General features: G+C 70.1%; 16 protein-coding genes and 1 tRNA gene. 14 read left to right on the top strand and 3 right to left on the bottom strand.

Annotated elements, in window-relative coordinates; all coding sequences use genetic code 11:
• The first annotated feature begins 6 nt into the window (after window positions 1-6).
• Window positions 7-2,163 carry a DEAD/DEAH box helicase gene (locus H483_RS30455; protein WP_017837094.1) on the top strand — a complete coding sequence of 719 codons (2,157 nt, stop codon included), beginning with the start codon at window positions 7-9 and terminating at the stop codon, window positions 2,161-2,163.
• Between the two features lie 47 nt (window positions 2,164-2,210).
• Here H483_RS30455 and H483_RS30450 read toward each other — a convergent pair whose 3' ends face one another.
• The gene (locus tag H483_RS30450) at window positions 2,211-2,972 is read right to left on the bottom strand and encodes an HNH endonuclease family protein (protein WP_017837093.1); all 762 of its coding nucleotides are present in this window, start codon (window positions 2,970-2,972) and stop codon (window positions 2,211-2,213) included.
• 186 nt (window positions 2,973-3,158) lie between these two features.
• Between H483_RS30450 and H483_RS30445 the strand changes: the two genes are divergently transcribed.
• From H483_RS30445 to H483_RS39230, 8 genes are all read left to right on the top strand, one after another.
• On the top strand, window positions 3,159-6,128 hold the full coding sequence (locus H483_RS30445) for a DEAD/DEAH box helicase (protein ID WP_017837092.1): 2,970 nt from the start codon (window positions 3,159-3,161) through the stop codon (window positions 6,126-6,128).
• 83 nt (window positions 6,129-6,211) lie between these two features.
• The gene (locus tag H483_RS30440; RefSeq protein ID WP_017837091.1) at window positions 6,212-6,916 is read left to right on the top strand and encodes a hypothetical protein; all 705 of its coding nucleotides are present in this window, start codon (window positions 6,212-6,214) and stop codon (window positions 6,914-6,916) included.
• Window positions 6,917-6,977: 61 nt separating this feature from the next.
• Window positions 6,978-8,165 (top strand): metallophosphoesterase, encoded by a 1,188-nt coding sequence (locus tag H483_RS30435; RefSeq protein ID WP_017837090.1) that lies wholly within the window; start codon window positions 6,978-6,980, stop codon window positions 8,163-8,165.
• Window positions 8,162-10,804 (top strand): ATP-binding protein, encoded by a 2,643-nt coding sequence (locus H483_RS30430; RefSeq protein WP_017837089.1) that lies wholly within the window; start codon window positions 8,162-8,164, stop codon window positions 10,802-10,804. The genes H483_RS30435 and H483_RS30430 overlap by 4 nt, the downstream gene beginning before the upstream one ends.
• 75 nt (window positions 10,805-10,879) lie before the next feature.
• Window positions 10,880-11,359 carry a MarR family winged helix-turn-helix transcriptional regulator gene (locus tag H483_RS30425; protein ID WP_017837088.1) on the top strand — a complete coding sequence of 160 codons (480 nt, stop codon included), beginning with the start codon at window positions 10,880-10,882 and terminating at the stop codon, window positions 11,357-11,359.
• A 326-nt stretch (window positions 11,360-11,685) separates the two neighbouring features.
• On the top strand, window positions 11,686-12,495 hold the full coding sequence (locus H483_RS30420) for a hypothetical protein (RefSeq protein ID WP_017837087.1): 810 nt from the start codon (window positions 11,686-11,688) through the stop codon (window positions 12,493-12,495).
• Between the two features lie 204 nt (window positions 12,496-12,699).
• Entirely contained in the window at window positions 12,700-12,903 is a 204-nt protein-coding gene (locus H483_RS30415) for a hypothetical protein (protein WP_017837086.1), read from the top strand.
• Window positions 12,900-14,315, top strand: a complete 1,416-nt coding sequence (locus H483_RS39230; RefSeq protein ID WP_152427956.1) for an HIRAN domain-containing protein — start codon at window positions 12,900-12,902, stop codon at window positions 14,313-14,315. The genes H483_RS30415 and H483_RS39230 overlap by 4 nt, the downstream gene beginning before the upstream one ends.
• 552 nt (window positions 14,316-14,867) lie before the next feature.
• Here H483_RS39230 and H483_RS30410 read toward each other — a convergent pair.
• A tRNA-Arg gene (locus tag H483_RS30410) sits at window positions 14,868-14,940 on the bottom strand.
• Between the two features lie 212 nt (window positions 14,941-15,152).
• On the opposite strand from H483_RS30410, the gene argS reads away from it, so the two are divergent.
• From argS to thrB, 5 genes are read left to right on the top strand one after another with little or no spacing between them, the layout of a single operon-like run.
• A complete protein-coding gene (argS, locus tag H483_RS30405) occupies window positions 15,153-16,805 on the top strand; it encodes an arginine--tRNA ligase (RefSeq protein WP_017837085.1) in 1,653 nt (550 codons plus the stop codon).
• Entirely contained in the window at window positions 16,802-18,220 is a 1,419-nt protein-coding gene (gene lysA / locus H483_RS30400; protein ID WP_017837084.1) for a diaminopimelate decarboxylase, read from the top strand. Before argS ends, lysA begins: the two co-directional genes overlap by 4 nt.
• Complete coding sequence (locus H483_RS30395; RefSeq protein ID WP_031264913.1) at window positions 18,217-19,569, top strand: homoserine dehydrogenase; 1,353 nt, start codon at window positions 18,217-18,219, stop codon at window positions 19,567-19,569. The genes lysA and H483_RS30395 overlap by 4 nt, the downstream gene beginning before the upstream one ends.
• Entirely contained in the window at window positions 19,566-20,648 is a 1,083-nt protein-coding gene (thrC, locus tag H483_RS30390; RefSeq protein WP_017837082.1) for a threonine synthase, read from the top strand. The genes H483_RS30395 and thrC overlap by 4 nt, the downstream gene beginning before the upstream one ends.
• 5 nt (window positions 20,649-20,653) lie before the next feature.
• Entirely contained in the window at window positions 20,654-21,607 is a 954-nt protein-coding gene (gene thrB / locus H483_RS30385; protein ID WP_017837081.1) for a homoserine kinase, read from the top strand.
• Between the two features lie 17 nt (window positions 21,608-21,624).
• On the opposite strand, the gene H483_RS30380 is transcribed toward thrB, so the two are convergent.
• Window positions 21,625-23,295, bottom strand: a complete 1,671-nt coding sequence (locus H483_RS30380; protein WP_017837080.1) for an AMP-binding protein — start codon at window positions 23,293-23,295, stop codon at window positions 21,625-21,627.
• Window positions 23,296-23,423 lie beyond the last annotated feature (128 nt).

The following is a 23,423-nucleotide window of genomic DNA, read 5'->3' as shown; positions in this document are numbered from 1 at the left end:
CTTCTCATGAGCAACGACAACGAGGACCGTACCGCCACCGCCGGCGACGAGGTCGAGACCGCCGCCAGCGCCCCAGACGCCACTGAGCCCGCCGCGGAGCCTGCGGCGGAGCCCGCCGCCGGGTCGGTGGCGGAGCCCGCCGCGGAGCCCGTGGCCGAGCCCGCCGCGGAGCCCGTGGCCGAGCCCGTGGCCGAGCCCGCCGCAGAGCCCGCCGGAGAGCCCGCGGCCGAGTCCGGGCCGAGCGGAGCCGCCTCGGGGAACCGCGCCCCGGCCACGGAGAGCGCGGAGAACGCGGGCGACGGCGCCGTCACGTTCGCCGACATGGGGCTCGCCCCGGCCGTCGCCAAGGCGGTCAAGGAGGTCGGGTACGAAGTCCCCTCGGGCATCCAGGCCGCCATCATCCCCCTGGTGATGGAGGGCCGCGACGTGGTGGGGTTGGCCCAGACCGGCACCGGCAAGACCGCGGCCTTCGCGCTGCCGATCCTTTCCCTCATCGACCCGTCGGTGAAGAGCCCGCAGGCGCTCGTGCTCGCCCCCACCCGCGAGCTCGCGCTCCAGGTCGCCGAGGCGTGCATCACCTACTCCGCCAACATGCCCCAGGTCAGCGTCCTGCCGATCTACGGCGGGCAGGCCTACGGGATCCAGCTCTCCGGTCTGCGTCGGGGGGCCCAGATCATCGTGGGGACGCCCGGCCGGGTGATCGATCACCTGAAGAAGGGCACGCTCGACCTGTCGGGACTGCGCCATCTGGTCCTCGACGAGGCAGACGAGATGCTCGCGATGGGCTTCCAGGAGGATGTCGAACGGATCCTCTCGGACACCCCGCAGTCCACCCAGGTCGCACTGTTCTCGGCCACGATGCCGGCTGCCATCCGCCGGATCTCCCAGAAGTACCTCACCGACGCGGCCGAGGTGAAGGTCGCGTCGAAGACGGCCACGGCGCCGACGATCCAGCAGCGCTATGTGTTGGTGAACCACCGCGACAAGCTCGACGCGCTGACGCGGATCTTCGAGGTCGAGGACTTCGACGCGATGATCCTGTTCGTCCGCACCAAGTCGGCCACGGAGGAGCTGGCGGAACGTCTGCGGGCGCGCGGATTCTCCGCGGCACCGATCAACGGCGACATCCCGCAGAACCTGCGCGAGCGGACCATCGAGGCGCTCAAGGACGGTCGGACCGACATCCTGGTGGCCACGGACGTCGCAGCCCGTGGTCTGGACGTGCCCCGGATCAGCCATGTGGTCAACTACGACATCCCGCACGACACGGAGTCGTACGTCCATCGGATCGGCCGCACGGGCCGCGCGGGTCGCAGTGGTCAGGCGCTGCTGTTCGTCACCCCGCGGGAACGGCGGCTGCTTTCGCAGATCGAGCGGGCCACGCGGCAGCCGCTGACGGAGATCCAGCTGCCGAGCGTGGATGACGTCAACGAGATGCGGATGGCCAAGTTCGCCCAGTCGATCACGGAGAGTTTGAACGACCCGAACCTGGCGATGTTCCGCCGCCTCGTGGAGGAGTACGCCGCCGAACACTCGGTCTCGATGGCTGACATCGCCGCCGCCCTCGCCACCCAGTCCAGGAATTCCGCCGACTTCCTCATGCGGGAGCCGGAGCGGCCGGCCCGGCGTGACCGTCAGGACGATCGCCGCGACTCGCGGCGGGACGACCGGCGCGAGCGCCCCGGGCGGGGCTTCTCGGACGGGCCCCGCCCCTCGCGGTCCGGCAAGGACATGGCGCAGTACCGGATCGCCGTGGGCAAGCGGAACAACGTCAAGCCCGGGTCGATCATGGGCGCGTTGGCCAACGAAGCCGGACTCAGCGGGGGCGACATCGGACGCATCTCGATCCGTTTCGACCACTCGATCGTCGAACTCCCCGCGGGTCTGTCCCGCGACCAGATCGACTCGATGCGCGGAATCCGGGTCGCCGGTGCGGAGATCGATATCCGTCCGGACTCCGGCCCGCCCGCCGGTCGCCCGTCCGCGACGAGGGACGACCGCGGGGGCCGTCCCCGCGGTGGGGATCGCGGTGGCCGCGACGACGCCCGCAGAGGCGAGCGTCGCGACGAGCGCGGGGGAGGATTCCGGCGGGGAGGCGACGGCGACGACCGCCGCGGAGGCGGGTTCCGTGGCCGCTCGGGCGGCGGATCGGACAGGTACTGACCGCACCCGATCAGGTCCGGGCAGGCCCGGGCGTTGCCGTCCCGCGGTCACCCGCCACGAGGGCAGCGCCGGACCGCCGCAGCCAGCGCCTCCCAGTCCCCCGTGGTCACCGGCAGTCCGTAGGCCACCGCCGCGGTGAGGTAGCGGGCCGCGTAGAAGCAGTGCCTGCCGGGGTCGGGTGGGAGCCAAGCCTCCGGTGTCAAGTCGCTCTTGCGGGTGTTCACGGATCCGGTCACGGCGAGCAGGTTGCGCTCGACGTCGTTGGCGAACGCCGCCCGCCGTCCTGGAGACCATTCCCAGGCGCCCAGGTCCCACGCGGCGGAGAGCGGGAACACGTGGTCCACGTGGATCCCCCGGAGACCGGATCCGCTCACGTCCATGACCCGGCCGGTGTAGGGATCCACCAGGGTCCCCCCGTCGACCGTGCACCCCGAGGCGCGATCCGCGGGGGTGCCCCGGAGGTCGCGGGCCAGCACGTCGTGACGCGTGGAGCAGCCGTTCCCCGAGCCCGGTGCTCCCGTCGCGTCGCTCCAGGCCGGCCCGAACACGCACGCGGACGCGCCGGAGCACTCTCGCTCGTAGCCCGGCACCGTTATCCGTTCGGGGACCACGTCGACACGAGCGAGCAGGGCCTCGACGGCCTCTCTGCCCGGACTCCCGGGCGCCGAGTGCCTGGGTTCCGCCCACCACAGGACCACGCAGAGCGACACCGCGACCGCCATCGTGAGACAGAGCGCCCTCGGGCCGATCGGGGGGATGATCCGCCCGGAGCCCAGGGGCCGGGGCCGCGTGGGGCAGTGGTCGGTCACGGGATGAGTATGGGTGACCGCCCGGCCCCGGGGGCCGTTCGTCGGTGGCCGGCGCCCCGGGCCTGTGGACACGGCGACCGGGTGTGGATCGGCGGCGTCGCGACAAGGGGCGGAGGACGCCCCGGTCGCGTGCGGTACCGTCCCCGCACTCGGGGGAGTGTCGGACGAACGTGCTTACATGGCGACGTGACCCCGACCGCCGATCCCCGTCTCCACGCCGTCTGGCACTCCGGGGTCGTGGGGTTGTGGTGCGACACGGGGCTGCGACGGCCGCACTCGGTGGCGCCGGCTGCCGCCGTGACGGCCGTCGCCCGGGCCGGCGCCCCGGATGAGGTGGTGGATTTCCTCGGGCGGTATCGGCTGTCCCACCGCATCGGGGTACGTGCGATCGTGGACGGCAAGGCCAGATCGGCGACGGTGCCGGGGGTCCGGGTGTCCGTCGGTGACGCTGTGGACCTCTGCCGCCTCCTCGGACCGGAGGAGCGATGGGTGGGGGCCGGACTGCAGGCACTGGCCGCGCTGTCCTCGGGCGTGGCGTCCCTCGTGGCCGCGGGTCACGCGGTGCCCCGTCTCACTCGCCTCGACGGGGCGTGGGGCGCCACCTGGGATCTCGTCGCCTCGCCGGTCATCGGGGCCTGGACGGCCGAGAGCCTGCACCGTAGTCACGGGTTGGTCGCGACCCGGGAGGAGCTGGACCGGCTCCTGTCGGAGTTGGCGGATCATCACGCCCGCGCGGCACTGGCTCCCCTCGCGGCCGAACGCCGCAGCGAACTCGGCGAGGCGTTGGTCGCGGGTGGTCAGGTGGCATCGGCCGGGCAGGCCCTGGCCGATGCGGTCCGCGAGTTCGGCCGCGCGGCTGCGGCGAAGGACGTGGACGTGGTGTTCCGCGTGGTCGAACCGTCCGACGACGACACGGAGGGCGGGGGAATCGCCGTCGGGGACGCTGCCGTGGACGGGGGCACTGCGGCGGACAGGGGCACGGCGCCGGACAGGGGCACGCTGGACGTCGCCTCCGTGGGGGGTCAGGCCGAGGAGCCACCGGGCGTCGACGTCCTCTGGCGGTTCCAGGTGCTCGTCCGGACGGGCGCGGATTCGCTCCGTCCGTTCTCCGATCTCGCCGACACCTCCTCGGTGGACGGGCCCGTACGAGATGTGGTGGCGCGGGCGGTCCGCTCGTGGCCGCCGTTGTCCCGCGCCACCCAGGCGGCCGGTGCTCCCGATCTGCTGCTCCCGACCGACCTCGTGGTCGACCTGGTCGACGAGGGAATCGAGGCGCTCCGGGGCCGTGGGATCGAGGTCCTCCTCCCGAGATCCTGGACGAGGGTCAGAACCGCGGTGAGGGCGACCGTCACGGAGCCCGGGACCGAGACGGTGGACTCGGGGCAGAGACTCGGGCTCGACCAGCTGGCGGACGTCGACTGGGAGCTGGTGGTCGACGACAGCCCGCTGGACGCCACGGAAGCCCGGATGTTGCTCGACGCCGCCTCGGATCTGGTCAAGCTCCGTGGACAGTGGGTCCGCGCCGATCCCGGCGCGCTACGACGGGCGGCACGCTTCCTCGCGGCCAGGCGAGGTCAGAGGACGACAGCCCCGGCCCTCGTCGCGGCACTGATGTCCGACGAGGCGGAGGGCGTCGGGGTCGAGGCGCCCACCACTCTCGACTGGATACCCTCGTCGTCGTTGCCGATCGCGCTGCCGGAGTGGTTCCGGGCCTCACTACGGCCGTACCAACTGGACGGCGTCAGGTGGCTCGCGGCCCTCTCACGGGCCGGCACCGGGGCGGTTCTGGCCGACGACATGGGGCTCGGCAAGACGATGCAGGTCCTCGCGCTCACGGCGACCGAACACGCGGCCGGGGGGCCCGGTCCCACCCTGGTGGTCGCGCCACTGACTCTGGTGTCCACGTGGGAGCGCGAGGCGTCGAGATTCGCCCCGGAGCTCCGGGTCCACGTCCACCATGGTCAGGGGCGCGACAGGGGGGAGGTGGCCGCCGAGCGGATGACGGACTCGGATCTCGTCCTGACCTCCTATGGAACGGCCACCCGGGACGTCGACCTGCTGGCCGGCGTGGAGTGGCGTCGCGTGGTCGCCGACGAGGCCCAGACCGTCAAGAACCCGGTGACCGCGGTGTCCCGCGCGATCCGCTCCATCCCCGCCCGGCACCGGATCGCGCTCACCGGGACGCCGGTGGAGAACAGGTTGGACGAGCTGCGGGCGGTGTTCGACTTCGCCAACCCCGGGCTGCTCGGGTCGGCCAGTACCTTCCGCGCCCGGTTCGCGGTTCCCATCGAATCGCACAGAGACGAGGCCGCGGCCACCCGGTTGCGCGCCCTGGCGGCCCCGTTCGTCCTGCGTCGGCTCAAGTCGGACCCGCTCGTGGCCGCGGATCTCCCGGCCAAGCAGCACATCAGGGTCGACGCGCCCCTGACCCGTGAGCAGGCGACCCTGTACCAAGCGGTCGTCGAGGACATGATGGAGCAGGTCAAGGAGTCGGAGGGCGCGTCACGCAAGGGTGCGATCCTGTCCGGTCTCACCGCGCTCAAGCAGGTCTGCAACCATCCCTCGCACTATCTCGGGGACGGGTCCTCGCTGCTGCGGGGTGGGCGACACCGGTCCGGCAAACTCGCGGCGCTGGACGAGGTCCTCACCGAGATCCTCGACGCGGGGGAGAAAGTCCTGTTGTTCACCCAGTACCGCGCTTTCGGGGATCTCATCCTCCCGCTGCTCGAGCGTCGCGCGGCGACAGGGGTGCCCTTCCTCCACGGGGGCGTCACCGCAGGCGGTCGGGCATCGATGGTCGAGGAGTTCCAGAGCCCGCACGGGCCGCCGCTGATGCTCGCCTCACTCCGGGCGGGCGGAACCGGGCTCACGCTGACGGAGGCCAACCACGTGGTGCATCTGGACCGGTGGTGGAACCCCGCCGTGGAGAACCAGGCGACTGACAGGGTGCACCGGATCGGTCAGACCCGTCCCGTCCAGATCCGGACCCTCGTGGCCCCCGGGACGGTCGAGGACCGCATCGACGAGTTGCTCGAATCCAAACGCGAGCTGGCGGATCTGACACTGGGGCCCCTCGCGGGCGTGCTCACCGAGCTCACCGACGCGGACCTGGCCTCTCTGGTCGCACTGACCGATGAGGGGAGGGACGACGCGTGAGCCGACGCGGCAGAGGCGGGCGGAGCACAGGCGGGCGGACGGGTATCCCCACCAGGTCGAAGGCCGGGCCGTTCGGGACGCACATGTGGAGCCGCCGGTGGTCCTCGGACATCGAGTCCGGTGCGACCCGCAGCGAGGTGTCCCTCGGCCGCAGGGATGCGCGTGAGGGTCGGGTGCTCTCGGTCGAGCACTCCGGCCGGATCGTGCGGTGCGACGTCGACGGCAGCCAGGCGGACCCGTTCACGGTGGAGTTCGAGTTCTCCCCGCTCGACACCACGGACACCGAGGCGCTACGGGTGGCGCTCCGGGGTGAGGACGGGGGAGTCCTGGGCGCGCTCGCCGGTGAGTTCTCCGACACCGTCGGGTTCCTGCTGCTCCCGGCGGTCCACGGCGCCACCCGGTTCTCATGCCGCTGTCCGGTGCAACCGGGTCCCTGTCGGCACGTGCTGTCCGCCGCCTATGTGCTGGTGGAATGGTGGGACGCCACCCCCGAGGTGATGTTCGCACTCCGGGGACTGAGCGCCGAGGCGGTCGGTGCGGTGCTGGGAGGGCACGCCGACGGAGACGCCGGCGCGATCGCGTTCGATGTGGAGGACAGCCTGTGGGGGCGGGATCCGCTGCTCCCCGCTCTTCCCACACCGGCCCCGGCAGGCCTCGAGGACCTGCTCGACGCGCCGGTGACCAGGAGGCTCGCCGCGGCGGCGACCGGGGACCCGCTCGAGCAGTTGCGGGTGGTGGCCGACCTCGAGGATTTTCTCGACGCCTTCACCCGGTACCGGTACCCGTGATCGGCGCGGCCGGGGTGCATCCCGAGGAGACCGTGTCGGAGCGTCGACCTACGATGCGGCCATGGACAGGCGACGGGACGGCGGCATGATCCGATTCCTTCATTCGGCGGACTGGCAGCTGGGGATGACCCGGCGATTCCTCGGCACGGAGTCGCAGGCGGTATACACCGCGGACCGTCTCGCCGCGGTGGCGTCGCTGGGTGATCTGGCCGTCGAGAACGGCGCCGAGTTCGTCGTCGTCGCCGGTGACGCGTTCGAGGACAACGCGGTCCCCCGCTCGATCGTGCTCCGTGCCGCGGAGGTTCTCGCCGCGTTCCCGGTGCCGGTGCTGATCCTCCCCGGGAACCACGACCCGCTCGACGTCTCCTCGGTCCTGCGGTGTCGGGACTTCTCCTCGGCGGTGGAGGGCGGAGCAGTCACCGTCCTCTGCGACTCCGAGCCCGTCGAGGTGCGTCCCGGAATCGAGGTGGTGGGGGTCCCGTGGACCTCGAAACGCCCGGATCCCGCCCGGCTTCCCGCGCTTCTCGGCGACCTCGAACCGACGGACAACCTGCGAGTGCTGCTCGCGCACGGCGGTACCGATGAGGTCTACGGCGGTGACTCCCCGTCCGTCGAGGCCATCCGCGTCGCAGACCTCGAGGCCGCCGTCGGGTCGGGGCTGATCGACTACGTGGCCCTCGGCGACAGGCACTCGGTCACCCGTGTGGGGACCGGCGACAGGATCTGGTACTCGGGAAGCCCGGAGACCACGGCCTTCGACGATGTGGAGAAGGCATCCGGTCATGCACTCCTCGTCGAGCTCGGGGCGGAGGGGGCGACCGGGGGCCCGGGCAGCTGCCTGGTCACACCCGTGCGCACCGGGCGATGGGCGTTTTGCGCGATCACCGCGGAGATCGAGACCGACTCGGACCTCGATGCGCTCGCGGAGGTCGTCGACGCCGTTCGGGACAAACCCAGGACGGTCCTCAAACTGGGCCTCACCGGAACCGTGGACGTGGCCCTCCGCGCCAGGATCGACGATCTCCTGGAGAGGTGGGCGGAGTTGTTCGCCGCGGCCTACCTGCGGGAGCGGCTCACGCATCTCGTGGTCCGCGCCGACGACTCGGACTTCGCCGGGATGGTCGACGGCTACGCCGAGCGTGCGGTGCGGGACCTCGTGGGGTTGGCGGCCTCGGACGGATCGGACTCCGAAGACGCGGGCAACGCTCTCAGCCTGCTGTACCGGCTCGTGGACGGAGGCACCAGATGATCCTGCACAGACTCCGTGTCGAGGACTTCCGCGGCGTGACCCGGGAGGAGGTGCAGGTGCCCCCTCGCGGTGTGTTCGTGATCGAGGGCCCCAACGAGTCGGGGAAGACGAGCCTCATGGACGCCCTGGAGATGCTCCTCGAACACAAGGCGTCCTCCGGGCGGGCGGAGATCAAGGCGGCAAGCCCGGTGGGGCGTGACGTCCCGGTGGTGGTGGAGGCGGAGTTCACCGTGGACCGCGAGCGGATGCGGTACCGCAAGGAGTTCGTCCGCGGAAAGCGCACGTCGCTCAAGTTCCCTGAGTCGGCGAAGGTGGCGCTGACGGGCGACGACGCCCACGACTACGTGCGGGATGTCCTCGACCGCAGGGTCGACAGGTCTCTGTGGAGGGCACTTCGCATCGCCCAGGACGAGCCCATCGGCCAGGTGGAGGCGGGTAAGGGGATGGAGTCGCTGAGACGAGCCCTGGACACCGCAGCCGGTGGGGCCGATCCCACCGGCGACGACACCCTGCTCACGCGGGTCGCTGAGGAGCGTCACCGCTATCTCACGGCGCGACGGGGAGAACCGACCGGTGACCTCGCGCGGTCCGAGACCCGGCTCGCCGATGCACGGACCGCCCTTTCCGAGGCCAGAGGGAGACTGGCCGAGCTTGATGCCGCGGTGGCCGAGCACGCCCACCACCTCGCAGCCCATTCCAGCAGACGTTCATCCCTGGAGGCCGTCGAGGCGGAGGTGGCGCGATTGGAGGAGTCGGGACGGTCCGTCGACCGGCTACGAGAGGCAGTGAGGGCTGCGGAGGGCGAGGTCGACCGCGCTGCGGTCGCGCACGATGCGGCGACCCGGCTCCAGCGGGAGCGCGCGAGCCTCATCGCACTCCGAGGGGAGGCGATGACCCGGGAATCCGAGCTGCGGGATGCCACCGAGGCTGCGGCGCGGCGACTGGAGCCGGCGGAGAACAGGGCGGGTGAGGCGCGAGCCGCACTTGAGGCGGCAGAGGACCGGGTCACCAGAGCCCGCAGGCTGGCCGACGCGGATCGGGACGCCCGCGACCAGGCACGGCGTCGCGCGGACCTGTCGGGCCTCGATTCTCTTCTCGAGACCCTCGGTTCTGTCGGGCGGGAGCTCGCCGCCACCGAGGCGGAGCTCGCGGCCATCGACCTTCCCGGTGGCACCGTCGACCGGATCCGCGCGGCGGAGGCATCCCTGCGCGAAGCCGTCGTCCGGAGCGCTGCCAGCGCCCCGACGGTGACGGTCGCCGGCGAGGGGACGGCCCGCATCGGCGAGGAGACGATCGATGCGTCCGTGGGCTGGGAGCGCGAGATCGTCGAGGACACGGTGTTCCGGGTGGGAACGGTGTCGCTGACCGTCGTCCCCGCCGGGGACACCGACGCCGTCCGACGCGCGGAAACGACGGCCAGAGCGCGCCTCGAAGAACTACTGCTCGAGTGTGGCTGCGAGTCGCTCGCCGAGGCCGAGACGCGTGAACGACGAGCCGAGGGACTCCGGGCCGACATCGCGGCACACCGGCGACGCAGGGCCGACCTGCTCAACGGGGACACCTCCGAGGACCTGGCCCGACGTCGGGAGGCTCTCGCCGCGGCGGTGGCGTCTGACGAGGATGCGCCCGCGGACTCGATCGACAACCCCACAGTCGCCGGCGAACCGGGCGACGGCGGTTCACCGGATCCGATTGCGGAGGCGGCAACGGCGGAGGAGGAGCTGAGCAGGTGCCGCGCTGAGGACCGGTCCGCGGCCGCTGAGGCCCAGACCCTGAGAACCGACCTCGCCACCCGGGGTGCGTTGGCCGCAGAGGCCGCGGAACGGCTCCGGGAGTCCGAGGAGGCGCTCTCCGCTGCGCGGACCATCACGTCTGACGACGAGCTCGACGCCGACATGGACAGGACCAGACGGGAGCTGGACGCCCGACGCGAGGCCGCGCGGGAGGCGCGAGCCCGGCTGGACGAGGCTCTCGCCGACGCACCTCCGGAACTCCTCGACAACGCACGGGCCTCGCTGGCCGCGCTCGTCGCGGAGGAACGGGAGAGCGCGTCGGCGGTGGCCACCGCGCTCGGCCGGGTCAACGCCATCAGTGACCAGGGACGACTCGGGGATGTCGCGGTAGCGGAGCGTGAGGTCGAGGCGGCGGAGAGGGAGAACGCCGCGTTGTGGCGCAGGGCCCGCGCGGCCGACCTCCTCCACCGAACGCTCGAACAACGTCGGTCCGAGGCGCTCCGGTCATACCAGGAGCCGTTCCACCGCGCGGTGGTCGAGCTCGGGAGACTCGTCTACGGGCGCGATTTCGACGTCCGGCTGGGGGAGGATCTCACCATCCTCAGCCGGAGGATCGGGGACGTCTCCGTGGACTACGAGTCCCTGTCAGGTGGGGCCAGGGAGCAGCTGGCGGTGATCGTGCGGATCGCCTGCGCCAGGCTCGTGGGGGACAACGGTGTCCCCGTGTTCCTCGACGACACCATGGGATACACGGATCCCTCCCGGCGCCTCACGATGGGAGCGGTGATCGCCGCGGCGGCGTCGACCTCTCAGGTCATCGTCCTCACCTGCGACCGTTCACGTTTCGCGGGTGTCGGTGGCGCGCGCACCCACGTGATGCGGGCAACGGGATCGGCCCCCGAGTGAGAGCGGTGATCCCCGGTCGACGGTGGACCGGTGGCTGAAGGTCCTTGCGGTGGAAGGTCGTGCTGTAATAACCCCATGAGCGAGACACGCTGGTTGACCGACGAAGAGCAGTGCATGTGGCGCCGGTACAGGGAAGTCAATCAGTTGCTCGACCTCGCGACCGAACGCCAGCTTCAGCGCGACGCGTCGATGTCCCAGTCCGACTACGCGGTGTTGGTCAGCCTCAGCGAGGCGGACGGTCGGGGTCTGCGCGCCCGGGACCTGGGAGCTGCTCTGGGGTGGGATCGCAGCCGCGTCTCACACCAGGTCCGTCGTATGGAAGCTCGGGGACTGGTGGCGAAGGGCGAATGCGCCGAGGACGGCCGGGGCACGATCGTCACCCTGACCGCCGCAGGAGCCGAGGCGATCGCCAGGGTCGCCCCGATGCACGTGGAGAAGGTCCGGGAGCTCCTCATCGACGTACTCACGAAGGACGAGATCAGCACACTGACCGGCATCTTCGAGCGGGTGGTCGCGCGCATCGGTGAGGTCGACGGGATCATCCTGCCGCGTTGACCTGGTCCGGCGGTGCCCCGAGAGGAACCGAATATCGAGTCCTCGGCCGGGGGTCGGCATTGCCGGATTAGGGCGCGAGGGCACGAGTGTGTTCGAGGAGCGCCTGGTAGCTGGGGTTATGCCGTGCACGTTGGTAGTCGGCCAGCAGGTTAGTGCCAGCAGGCTGACCGGCGGGAGTCCGCCGAGCCCCGGGCGGCTCCCGACGTCGCAAGCGACCAAGTGAGGACCGCAATTCCCAATTCGAGGTTACTGGCGCCCCCGCTTGATATGAAAGACCTTCTACTGTAGGGAGGTCTCTTGTGCGCCCCACACTTGCTGTTGCCGCCGTGGCGCTGCTGGCTCTCACGGGATGCTCGCGCACTGATTCCGAGCCGGCCTCACCCCCACCCGAGACTGCGACCGCCGCGCCGGTTGAGCCGACCGAGATCCTGATCGCGCTCGGTGAGCCGTTCACCGTCGATGGGCCGAACTACACCGCGGACATTACAATTGACCGCATCTATGTCCCTGAGACCTGCAACGGCTCCCCAAATGAATCGCTGGCGATAGCGGTGGACGTGGACGTCGAGTCGGGCGACGGGACCGCCGCAGTCCTGAACACCGGCACCATTCGTGAACGCACCCCGGACGGTTATCTCAAGAAGGACCGGGTTGTCTCACGGACCTGCGACAGCGCAGACGAGCTCGACGCAATAAACGTCCAGACCGGCGACAAATACCAGGGGATCATCTGGCTCGCGGATGACATCAACACGGAATCTGAACTCCTGATCAGCACTCCGACCGGTGGTGGGCCGATCACCAAGGTTTTCGTGCTCGATCTGTCAAGCGTTGAGATCGTCTCAGTACCGGCGGCGCCTGTGGTTGCGCCTCCCGCGGCGGCGCCTGCCGAGCCTGCTCAGGATCAGGCCGAGCCCTACGTCGTCGAGTGCATATTCGGTACCCCGGGCCCCTCCCGGATGTCGGATGGGACTATTCAGAACACGGACTTCTGCGCGAATCAGCCGGGTGCGGCGGAAAGCCGGTACCTGGAGTCGAACTGTTCAGATATGGCCTGGCGACACGGAATGGGCCTAGAGGGTGATCGGCTGTGTGGGTCGTCCCACTACGAGGACGGCGCGACCGGGGGCAACTAGCTCCTGCTAAGCCGAATCCTTCGTTTGGACGAGGCAGGCTGGGGTTATTGGCCGCCGAAGAACGGGCCCGGCTGAGACCGGAAGACTCTGCGAGGCCCAAGGCGGCCCGCTCGGGGCCCTCTAGCCAGCGGAGCGACTCCACTGCGAAACGGGAGCCGCTGGGGGAGAATCCCGGGAACTACCCCTCGATTGCCAAGGAGACTCGTGCCTCCCGTCACCGACCTCGACGAGTACCGCGCCGCACAGTTCGTCATCATGCTCGGCACGGTGGTCGAGGAGGCCCGCCGACACGACGAGGTGGACGCCGAATGCGAAACCTATCGGCGACCACGGGACGAGCATCTGCACCGCCCAACTGGGTGCGCCAGCGAGAACGCCCAAGACTCCGGGACGGAGGACCCGCTATGACGCGCTCCCGCGTCTTCCAGCCCTACGCCCTATGGGGTGTCAACCGCATCTGGCAGGACTTCGAGGTCGTCGGAGGGTCGAACTACCTGCCTGCGATCCGGCGGGCGTGGAATCGGACCCCGAAGTCCGAGTACAACGAAGTTCGGGTGGACTTGGAACTGGTCCCCGAGCCGGACAATCCTTACGATGTCCGTGCAATCTCCGTCCGCTACCAGGGACTGGTCGTCGGCTACTTCCCGAAAGAGACCACCTTGGATTGGTGGCCCGTCGTTGCTCGCGTCGCGTCGACCGGGCTCACTGCGGCCGCACCAGGCCGGATCTGGTACCAGAATTCTGCCGGATTCGAAACCGGCAGCGTGCGCCTTGGACTGGGCGAACCTGACCTGAGCCTGCCGCTCAACGATCCGCCCTCCCAGCCCCACAATCTTCTGCCCTCCGGCAACGTTGTTCAGGTAACAAAGGAAGCCGACCACTTCGATGTTCTCGCCGACTACGTCCCGCCAAGCGGTGCCGGTGCGCTCTACGTGACCCTCCACAAGGAAGAGATAGTCTCCGCGAGATCGCGGCGGGTCGTTGCTGAGGTACGCCTCGACGGCGAACGGGTTGGAGAGCTCACTAAGGCCACCAGCGAGAAGTTTCTGCCTGCGATCGAGCACAACACCGACCGCGGGCTGGGGACGGCGGTTAGAGCCGCGATCAAGGGTTCCGGAATCGCTGCGGAGCTCACCATCCGCGCAGCCAAAGCTCACGAGCTGGACGACGCAGCCCTAGACGGCCCAGCGGTGCGCCTGCCCAGCCTCCCTCCCTACGATCCAAACGCGCAGTACCGCGTACCCAATGCCTACGGCCAGACCACCACCGCAGTGCGTGCTCGCTCGATCCGAGAAGAGAAGCAGGCCTTCGGCCGAGGCGCAAATGTCGGCCACGACGCTGAAGCTCGCATGCCGTCCACACCGCGGGTAAAGATCCAGCCAACTCTGGCTCAGCCGCCGCGATCACAACCGGCCAGCCATTCTGCACCACCCTTGAGATCGCCTGAGCCCAACCATGCCCCGGCTTCGCCGCGGGCCGCACCTGTGGCGAGACCGCCGCTGCCCCCGCAGCCAGTATCGGAGACACTCCCGCTCGTCCCGTACGGTGCATCTTCGTGCGGCAAGGCTCCGCTGCCCGTGGCGAAATCTCGCAAGAACTCGAAGGGAATCGGCCGAGCCCTCGGCCTGGCCGCTGCAACGTTCTTCGCCGCATTCGCCCTCGGAATCCTAATCTCCGGACTCGGATCTCCCGGCGGCGGCGCCGTCGCTTGGTTACTCGGCGTTCCGGTGGCGATCGCCGTCGGGATTTGGTCGCGACAGGCCGCCAGTGTCTCCGCTGAAGAGAACCAGGACCCGGGCGACAGGTGGAAGGGGCCGTGAGAACTGACCCTCCTCGTCGTTGCAGCGGGCCAGACGGCGAAGGTCATATTCGTCGTTTGGGTAGCGTTCAGGCGGGCTATCGGCGAGGCGGATTCTCCGGACGGAGTTTCCTGTCAGGAGGCCTGAGTGCATCGGGCGTTCACCCCGCTCCCGAACCGGCGGCGGGGCTTAGCCCCGGCCGCCTGTGGAACCCTTCTGCTCAACGACGTGTAGTGCGGACGTGATCGACTGCGGGATTTGCCGCTCGTCGTCACCCTTAGGCTGTGCGGGCCCGTCCGCTACATCGATTTCACCGCTCATTCTGTGGGCCGCCCACGTTTGGCGCATCGGCCTAGGCCCTGCTCTGCTGTCGGGTGGCCGGAGCCGAGGAGAAATCTCTCGTTAGAGACCACGTCGATGCTCGGCAAGGGGCCAGGGCATGCCATTCTGCGACAACAATCCTCTGGTCGTGGGCCGAATCCGTGTGTAATCCCTGGGATGGGCGGACGCTGGATGCGGCGAAACCCTCTCCCCGTCCCGCTCTATTGCAGGGGGGGGAGAGGGTTTCTGTCGTGCCCCCGAGAGGAATCGAACCTCTGACCTTTGGTACCGGAAACCAACGCTCTATCCCCTGAGCTACGAGGGCGGAATACCGGCCCCGCGGGGCCGGAGGCTGACCACCGGGCGGCTGCATCGAACCGCCCTGCTGAACAGCGAGACCGATCGTAGCACCGGGGCGCTCCCGGCCCCGCATCGGCCCCGAACCGGCCCTGCATCGGGACGCCGCGGCTCGGCCGCCTGGGCACCAGCCGGTGTCCGATTCCGCTGCCGACGTGCCGACACCTAGGATAGGAAGACGTGACTCCCGCCGACCTCGCCGCCGTCATCCGCGCCGCTCTCATCACCGTTCTCGCCGAGCGTGGAGCCGACATCTCGGTGGTGCCGGACACGGTGACGGTCGAACGCCCGCGCAACCCGGAACACGGCGACTACGCCACCAACATCGCGTTGCAGTTGGCCAAGAAGGTCGGAGCCTCTCCGCGGGATCTGGCGCAGGAGATCGCCACCGCGCTCGCCGCCGATCCCGGTGTGGCGTCGGCGGACATCGCCGGCCCCGGATTCCTCAACATCCGCCTCGACTCCGGTGCCCAGGGGTCGCTCGCGGCCTCCGTCATCGAGCAGGGCGAGGCGTACGGCACCGGGGACGCGATGGCCGGTCGTCGGGTGAACCTCGAGTTCGTCTCCGCCAACCCGACCGGCCCCATCCACCTGGGCGGCACGCGGTGGGCGGCGGTCGGCGACGCCCTCGGGCGCGTGCTCGAGGCATCCGGTGCGCAGGTGACCCGGGAGTACTACTTCAACGACCACGGTGCCCAGATCGATCGGTTCAGCAGGTCGCTGGCCGCCGCGGCCCGCGGCGAGGCGACTCCGGAGGACGGGTACGCGGGAGCGTATATCGACGACATCGCCGCCCGGGTCGTCGCGGAGCACCCGGACGTCCTCGAACTGCCGGAGGCCGAGGGGCTCGAGACGTTCCGCGCCACGGGCGTCGATCTGATGTTCACCCACATCAAGGCGTCGCTCGCGGAGTTCGGCACTGTCTTCGACGTCTACACCCACGAGAACTCGATGTTCACCTCCGGCGCCGTGGACCGGGCCATCGAGGTGCTCAAGGGCAACGGCAACCTGTACGAGTCCGAGGGCGCCTGGTGGTTGCGCTCCACCGACTTCGGGGACGACAAGGACCGCGTGGTCCTTAAGTCCGACGGCAACGCGGCCTACATCGCCGGCGATATCGCGTACTTCCTGGACAAGCGGGACCGCGGGTTCGACCTGTGCATCTACATGCTCGGGGCCGACCATCACGGGTACATCGCACGGCTCAAGGCCGCAGCGGCGGCGCTCGGTGACGATCCCGCAGCGATCGAGGTCCTCATCGGGCAGATGGTCAGCCTCGTGCGGGACGGCGTCCCGGTCAAGATGAGCAAGCGCGCCGGCACCGTCATCACGCTCGACGACCTGGTTGAGGCGATCGGCGTCGACGCCGCGCGGTACGCGCTCATCCGCTCCTCGGTGGACCAGACCATGGACATCGATCTGCAGCTGTGGGCATCGGCGACCAACGACAACCCGGTCTTCTACGTCCAGTACGCGCACGCCCGCCTGTGCTCCCTGGCCCGGAACGCCGCCGACCTGGGGGTCACGACCGACGCGGCCGACCTCGCGCTCCTTGTCGAGGACCGCGAGGGCGCCCTCATCAGGACGATCGGCGAGTTCCCCAGGGTCGTGGCGAGCGCCGCCGAACTTCGGGAGCCACACCGGGTCGCCAGGTACCTGGAAGAACTCGCCGGCGCCTACCATCGCTTCTACGACACGTGTCGGGTCCTGCCGATGGGTGACGAGGAGGCCGGTCCGCTCCACGCGGCCCGACTCGCGCTCAGCACGGCCACCCGACAGACCCTGGCCAACGGTCTGCGGTTGATCGGCGTCACCGCCCCGGAGAAGATGTGAGCGCGCACCCGGCCGGGTCCCGGCACGAGTTCCCGCACGCGCCCGGCATCGGCGAGCGTCCCGCCGACGCGGCCCGGGTGATGGCCCTGGACCCGGCGGTCTGGCCGCGCGGCGCGGGTCGACGTGACGACGGTGTGGTGGAGTTCGCCGGGGTGGCCGCGGATGACCTCGCGGCCGAGTACGGGACCCCGCTGTTCGTGATCGACGAGGACGACTTCCGCTCCCGGTGCCGCGAGATGGCGGAGGCCTTCGGTGGCGCGGACCGGGTCCATTACGCCTCCAAGGCCTTCCTCTGTACCGAGGTGGCGCGCTGGGTGGCGCAGGAGGGGCTGAGCCTGGACGTCGCCTCGGGCGGCGAGCTCGCGGTGGCCCTGCGCGCCGACTTCCCGCCCGCCCGGATCACGGTGCACGGCAACAACAAGTCCGCCGACGAACTCAGGCTCGCCGTGCGCAGCGGAGTCGGACACGTCGTCCTCGACTCGATGTCCGAGATCGCGCTGCTGGACCGTATCGCCGCCGAGGAGGGGCTGGTCCAGGACGCCTTCATCCGGGTGACGGTGGGCGTCGAGGCACACACCCACGAGTTCATCGCCACCGCGCACGAGGATCAGAAGTTCGGGTTCTCCCTCGCGGGAGGCGCGGCCATGGCCGCCGTCCGCGCGGTGCTCGACGCACCGCACATCCGGCTCACCGGACTCCACAGCCACATCGGTTCGCAGATCTTCGACGTCGACGGCTTCGAACTCGCCGCGCGTCGCGTGATCGGGCTCCTGCGCGACATCGTCGACGAGTTCGGCGCCGAACGCACGGCCCAGCTCGACCACCTGGACCTGGGCGGCGGCCTGGGCATCAGCTACGTCCCGACCGACGACCCGCCCCCGGTGGCGCACCTGGCCACCGCGCTGACGGAGATCGTCGACGGGTTCTCGGCCGACGTCGGGCTCGCGCCCCCCACGTTGGTCGTCGAGCCCGGCCGCGCGATCGCCGGACCCGGCACGGTCACCCTCTACGAGGTCGGCGTGGTCAAGGACGTCGAGCTCGCCGGAGGGGAGAGACGTCGCTACATCAGCGTCGACGGCGGGATGAGCGACAACATCCGGACCGCCCTGTACGACGCCGAGTACGACGCCCGTCTGGTGGGCCGCTCGTCGACCGCGGAGCCCGTCGTGGCGAGACTCGTGGGGAAACACTGCGAGAGCGGTGACGTGGTGGTCCGCGACCTGTGGATGCCCGAGGACACCGGGGCAGGGGATCTGGTGGCCGTCGCGGCGACCGGCGCCTACTGCTATTCGATGTCCAGCCGGTACAACCTGATCGGTCGGCCCGCGGTGGTCGCGGTCCGTGACGGACGGGCACGCCTGGTGCTCCGACGTGAAACCCTGGACGATCTGACGAGCCTGGAGGTGGGACAGTGAGCGACGCAACGGCGTCTGGCGCGCGACCCGTTGGAGTGGCGGTGCTCGGAATGGGCACCGTCGGCACCGAGGTCATCCGCTACATGACGGAGAACGCGGAGGCGCTCGCCTCCCGGATCGGGGCTCCGCTCGTCCTGCGGGGTGTCGCGGTGCGCGACCTGTCCCGCGACCGCGGGATCGACCCCGATCTGCTGACGGCGGATCCGTCCTCGCTCGTCTCGCGGGACGACGTCGACGTCGTCGTCGAACTGATGGGCGGTATCGACGTCCCGCGTCCCCTCCTGCTGGAGGCGCTCGGCAACGGCAAGGCCGTGGTCACCGCCAACAAGGCCCTGCTCGCCGAGTACACCGACGAACTGGCGGAGGCCGCGGACTCGACCCGCTCCGACCTGTACTTCGAGGCGGCCGTGGCCGGCGCGATCCCGGTGATCGGACCCCTGCGGCGTTCCATGGCGGGTGACCAGGTCCAGCGGGTCCTCGGGATCGTCAACGGGACGACCAACTACATCCTCTCCGCGATGGGGTCCACGGGCGCCGACTACGCCGAGACCCTCGCCGAGGCCTCCCGGCTCGGATACGCGGAGGCCGACCCCACGGCGGACGTCGAGGGATACGACGCGGCGGCCAAGGCCGCGATCCTGGCCTCGATCGCGTTTCACAGCCGCGTGACGGCGGGCGATGTCTACCGGGAGGGCATCTCCCGGATCACGCCCGACGATTTCGCCTCGGCCCGCGATATGGACTGCACCATCAAACTCCTCGCGATCTGCGAGAAGCTGCAGCGCGAGGACGGCAGTGAGGCCGTCTCGGCGCGCGTCTACCCGGCGCTGCTCCCCGACAGCCATCCGCTCGCCACCGTCAACGGCGCCTTCAACGCCGTCGTGGTCGAGGCGGAGGCGGCAGGCCGGCTCATGTTCTACGGGCAGGGAGCCGGGGGATCCCCGACCGCGTCCGCCGTCCTCGGGGACATGGTCGCCGCGGCCCGGAACAAGGTCGACTCGGGCCGGGCACCGGGGGAGTCGACCTACGCGGCGCTGCCGGTGGCATCGATGGACGAGGTCTCCACCCGCTATCACGTGCGGATGCGCGTGGCCGACAAGCCCGGGGTCCTGGCTCTGGTCGCGGCCGAGTTCTCGCGCCACGGGGTGTCCATCGCCCAGGTCCGGCAGACCGAGGTCGAGTTCCCCGATTCCGAGCTGGACGACGCCGAGCCCACCGCCGAGCTCACCGTCCTGACCCACCGAGCCTCGGAGCGCGCGCTCGCCGACACGGTCTCAGCGCTCTCCGACCAGGACGCGGTCTCGGTCATCACCAGCGTCATCCGACTCGAGGGAGTGGACACAGAATGAGCAGCACATATCAGCCCGTGCATTACCGCTGGCCCGGTCTCATCGAGGCCTACCGCGACCGCCTCCCGATCGGGGACACCTGGGAGACGGTGACGCTCTTCGAGGGTGGTACCCCGCTCCTGCCGGCCCCCTACCTCTCCGGGGTGACCGGGTGCGAGGTCTACCTCAAGGTGGAGGGCCTCAACCCGACGGGCTCGTTCAAGGACCGCGGGATGACGATGGCCGTCACCGACGCCAGGGCGCGCGGTCAGAAGGCCGTGCTGTGTGCCTCGACCGGCAACACCTCCGCCTCGGCCGCCGCCTATGCGACCCGGGCCGGCATGGGCTGCGCGGTGCTGATCCCCCAGGGCAAGATCGCCGCCGGGAAACTGGCACAGGCGGTCATGCACGGTGCCACGATCATCCAGGTCGACGGGAACTTCGACGACTGCCTGGAGCTGGCCCGCAAGACCACCGCGACGTACGCGGAGATCGGCCTGGTCAACTCGGTCAACCCGGTGCGGATCGAAGGCCAGAAGACCGCCGCGTTCGAGATCGTCGACGTGCTCGGGCGGGCTCCCGATCTGCACTTCCTCCCGGTCGGCAACGCGGGCAACATCACCGCGTACTGGAAGGGCTACAGCGAATACCACGCCGACGGCGTCATCTCGACCCGTCCCCGGATGATGGGCGTGCAGGCAGCGGGCGCGGCGCCCCTGGTGGACGGCGCGCCGGTCAAGAACCCCGAGACCATCGCCACCGCCATCCGCATCGGCGCGCCGGCGTCCTGGGACGGCGCCGTCGCCGCCCGCGACCAGTCCGGCGGGACGTTCCGCAAGCGCACCGACGAGCAGATCCTCGAGGCCTACCGCACCGTCGCGGGTAAGGACGGCGTGTACGTGGAGCCGGCCTCCGCGGCGTCGGTCGCGGGCCTGCTCGACGCTCACGCCAACGGAGAACTCGAGCCCGGCCAGACGATCGTCTGCACCGTGACCGGCAACGGACTCAAGGACCCGGACACCGCCTTGCTGGGCATGCCTGAGGTGGAGGCCATCCCGGTGGATCCCTCCGCCGTCGCCGGCGCCCTCGGGCTGGAGTGAGCGCCGTGAGCGTTGCCGGTCCGGAGGTCTTCGGCAGCTCCGGCGGACGTATCCTGCAGGTCGGCCGCTCGGTCACCGTCGAGGTGCCCGCCTCCAGCGCCAACCTCGGTCCGGGGTTCGACGCCCTCGGTGTGGCACTGGGACTCTACGACACCATCACGGTGACGACGATCGCGTCGGGCCTGGAACTCGAGGTCTCGGGGGAGGGGGCCGGGCAGGTTCCCGAGGACGCCTCACACCTTGTCGCCAAGGCGGTCGAGGCCGGTCTCCGGGCCGGCGGCACGGGCGCCCCCGGGGTCAGGATCACCTGTACCAACGCGATCCCCCATTCCCGGGGTCTCGGTTCCTCCGCGTCGGCGGCGGTGGGGGGACTCGTCGCGGCGAACGGGTTGATGGGTCAGGTGCTGACAGACGAGCACCTGGTGCAGCTGGCGAGCGAGTTCGAGGGCCATCCTGACAACGCCGCGGCCAGCGTCCTCGGTGGGGTGGTGGTCTCGTGGACCGAGAGGTCGGCGACCGCCGTGACCTACCGGGCGGTCCGCATGGAGGTGGACCCGACGATCGTCGCCACCGTGCTGGTGCCCTCCGAGACCTCGTCGACGGCTCAGACGCGCGGTCTGCTCCCGGAGACGGTGCCCCACGAGGATGCGGCCTTCAACGCCAGTAGAGCCGCGCTGATGTCGGTGGCGCTGGCCGCGCACCCCGAGTTCCTGCTCGCCGCGACCGAGGATCGACTGCACCAGTCCTACCGGGCGCCGGCGCTCGTCGGCACCACGGAGTGGATCGCTAGGCTACGGGGCCGGGGTCTCGCCGCCACGGTCTCCGGAGCAGGACCCACCGTTCTGGTGCTGGGGACCACCCCGCTGCCGACCGACCTGCGCGCTGACGCCGAGGCGCAGGGGTGGCAGGTCCTGGACCTGGAGATCGCCGAGGGCGCACGGGTGCTCGCCGAGCAGTGAGCACGACACCCGCGTGATCAGGTGGCGGAACCGGGCGAGATGGTGGTGACCGGATAAGCCCCCTCGGCGTGCAGCGAACGGATGGCCCGCTTGTCGTACTTTCCCACCGACGTGCGCGGGATGTCGTCGACGAAAGCCCAGTGATCAGGGCGTTTCCAGAGTTCGACGTGGCCCTCCAGTGAGTCCCAGAGGGACCGGGCGGTGGCCGCCGCGCCGGGTTTGAGGTGGACCAGGACCATGGGGCGATTGCCCCAGCGTTCGTCCGGCACCCCGATCACCGCTGCATCGGCCACCCGATCGTCCCGCAGGACCGCGTGCTCGAGTTCTATCGAGGAGATCAGCTCGCCCCCCGAGGCGATGATGTCGTCCACCCGGTCGACCACGTCGAGGTAGCCCCGCGGGGAGATGGTGGCCATGTCCCCGGTGCGCAGCCAACCGTCGACGAACCGGTCGGTGGCGTCGTCGTCCAGATAGCGGGCGGTGACCCACGGGCCCCTGAGCTGGAGTTCGCCGACGGACCACCCGTCGTTCGGGAGGACTCGTCCGGACTCGACGATCCGGGCGTCGACCCCGGCGGGAAACCGGCCCTGCCCGAGGATCTGGGCGCGGCGATGGGTCGCCGAGGAGTGGGGGTCGGCGCGGGCGAAGGTGGCGATCGGGCTGGACTCCGTGAGCCCGTAGGCCTGCATGATGGTGACCCCGTGCCGGGTGACGAAGGCGTCGAACAGCGCCTCCGGCACCGGAGAGCCGCCGACCAGGACCTCGGCCAGGTGGCCCAGTGGTTGCGGGTGGTTCTCCAGGTGTCGCAGGAGGCGCTGGAGCGAGGCCGGGGTGGTCGCGACCTTGTTGGGCCTGAACGTGGCCAGCAGGTCCGCCAGCTCGCGTCCGGAGTGCATGGCCTGACCCGGCCGCGGCCGTGCGGTGATGAGGCCGGCCCCGGTCATGAAGGCCGCGTACGGCAACCCCCAGGACAGCACGTGGTGCATCGGCACGGTCGTCAGGACGCTGTCCCCACTACTGAGGGCGGCACCCTCGGCCATGCAGATCTGCATGGAGTGAAGCCATATCGACCGGTGCGTGAACGCGACTGCTCTCGACAGTCCCGTGGTGCCGGAGGTGTACGCGAGCGCGGCGGCGGTGCGTTCGTCCACTGCAGGCCACGGGAAGGTGGTCGGTCGCCCGTCGAGGAGTGCCTCGAGGGCGTGGAGCTGCCCGCCCCGTACGTCCCCGGACACTGCGGGGGTGTCCCCGTGGACCTCGTCATCGAACACGACCAGGTGGGGTGCGTGCTCCAGATCGCCGATCACGTCGAGTGCGCGGGGCAGCAACTCCGGATCGACCAGCAGCACCGAGACGTCGTTGTCGCGCAGCGCGGCGAGGAGGAACGATCGGGATCGAAAGACGTTGAGCGAGAGAATCGCCGCGCCCATCGACGGGATCGCGAACATCGACTCGATGACCTCGGGGCGGCTACCGGACAGTACGGCCACGACGTCGCCGTCACCCACACCGAGATCCGTCAGGGCGTGCGCAGTGGCCGCGGCCCGGGCCGCGATCACGTCGAACCGGGAGGTCCGCGGCACCATGTCGCCGACGAAACCGGTGACCGTGGAGCTGGAGTGGCGCTCCGCGGCGTGGTCGAGGATCCGCGACACGAGCAACGGGGTGTCGAGCATCGTTCCGAACATCCGACCTCCTTCCACTCAGCCGCAGTGGGCTGTTAGGTTACCGCCCGTCGGTGGGGATGAGGACACGCCAGGCAGGACTCGCGAGGGGGACGCGTGTGGGGACGGGCAGCGGGTAGTATGCTTTTCTG

Source organism: Dietzia sp. UCD-THP (genome assembly GCF_000349585.1).
GTDB lineage: Bacteria > Actinomycetota > Actinomycetes > Mycobacteriales > Mycobacteriaceae > Dietzia > Dietzia natronolimnaea_A.
This window is presented reverse-complemented; position numbering and strand designations above follow the sequence as displayed.